The sequence below is a fragment of the Carnobacterium sp. genome (genome assembly GCF_040274425.1).
Genome location: NZ_JBEMBC010000178.1, coordinates 1 through 1,180, shown reverse-complemented (window position 1 = coordinate 1,180; position 1,180 = coordinate 1). Strand labels below are relative to the sequence as shown.

Genomic DNA, 1,180 nt, shown 5'->3' with positions numbered 1-1,180 from the left:
CAATGACTGCTGCTGCAATCCATTCACTCTTAGTAAATATTTTTTCTTTATTTTCTTTTTGTACCCAAGCATAAATAATGATTCCTGGTGCGTACAACAACATTGTTAGCAGTAAGTAATCCACTCCACCCGCATAAATCAACCAAATAGCATAAATACTAGCTACTATTCCAATAAAAATATTTTGATTACGGCGTTTTGTGTCACTTGTTTCCATTAATGACAGTTTTAATTGATAAAATGCTGTAAATGCATAAGGAATTAAAATAGCTGATGAAGCCAATGAAAAAGCGAAATTGTAAGCTCTTGAACTGATTAAAAAAGTGAATAAGAACAATTGGATCAGTACATTTGTAAATAATAACGAATTAACAGGTGCGCCATTTTTATTTTCTTTAATAAAAAATTTAGGGAAAGCACCTTGTTTTGCTGCTTGAAATGGCAATTCAGCCGCAAACATGGTCCAAGCAAGCCAAGCGCCCGATACAGAAATGATCACACCAATATTAATCAACACTGCACCCCACTTACCAACGACACTTTCTAACAAATAAGCCATTGCAGGTTGAGGTAAGTCAGCTAATTCAGGTCTAGTTAAAACGGCCATTGATAAAATCGTTGTGAGTAGGTAAATGGCAATCACGGTTACTAAACCGATAATCGTCGCTTTACCAACATCAGATTTATGCTTAGCTCGACCGGAAAAGACAACTGCTCCCTCAATACCAATAAATACCCATACCGTAACTAACATCGTACCTTGAACTTGATCCATCACTTCTTTAAATGAAAAATTCCCGGAGATCGTTCCCCAAAAATCAGCTGTAAAAACATCTAATTTAAAGGCTACAAACATGGCTACAAAAAAGATCGCTAACGGGATCAATTTTGCTGCTGTGACAATTGCATTGATAAAGGAAGCCGTTTCAACTCCTTTTAATATAAGTGCATGAACCAACCAAAGCATGACAGATGCCCCGATAACCGAAGCTAAGTTCTGACCGTCGCCAAAAATAGGAAAAAAATACCCGATTGAACTGAATAGTAATGTTCCATAAGCAACATTTCCTAAAAATGCTGATAACCAATAACCCCATGCTGAATTGAATCCCATATATTTTCCGAATCCTTCTTTAGCGTAACTATAAATCCCAGCATCCAAGTCAGGACGCTTAGCAGA

Annotated in this window: 1 protein-coding gene; it reads right to left on the bottom strand. The window is 36.7% G+C overall.

The annotated features are described in order from the left end of the window. Nucleotides 1-1,180, bottom strand: a 1,180-nt coding sequence (locus ABS911_RS15135) for a basic amino acid/polyamine antiporter (RefSeq protein ID WP_350468236.1), incomplete at both ends; no start/stop codon positions are given.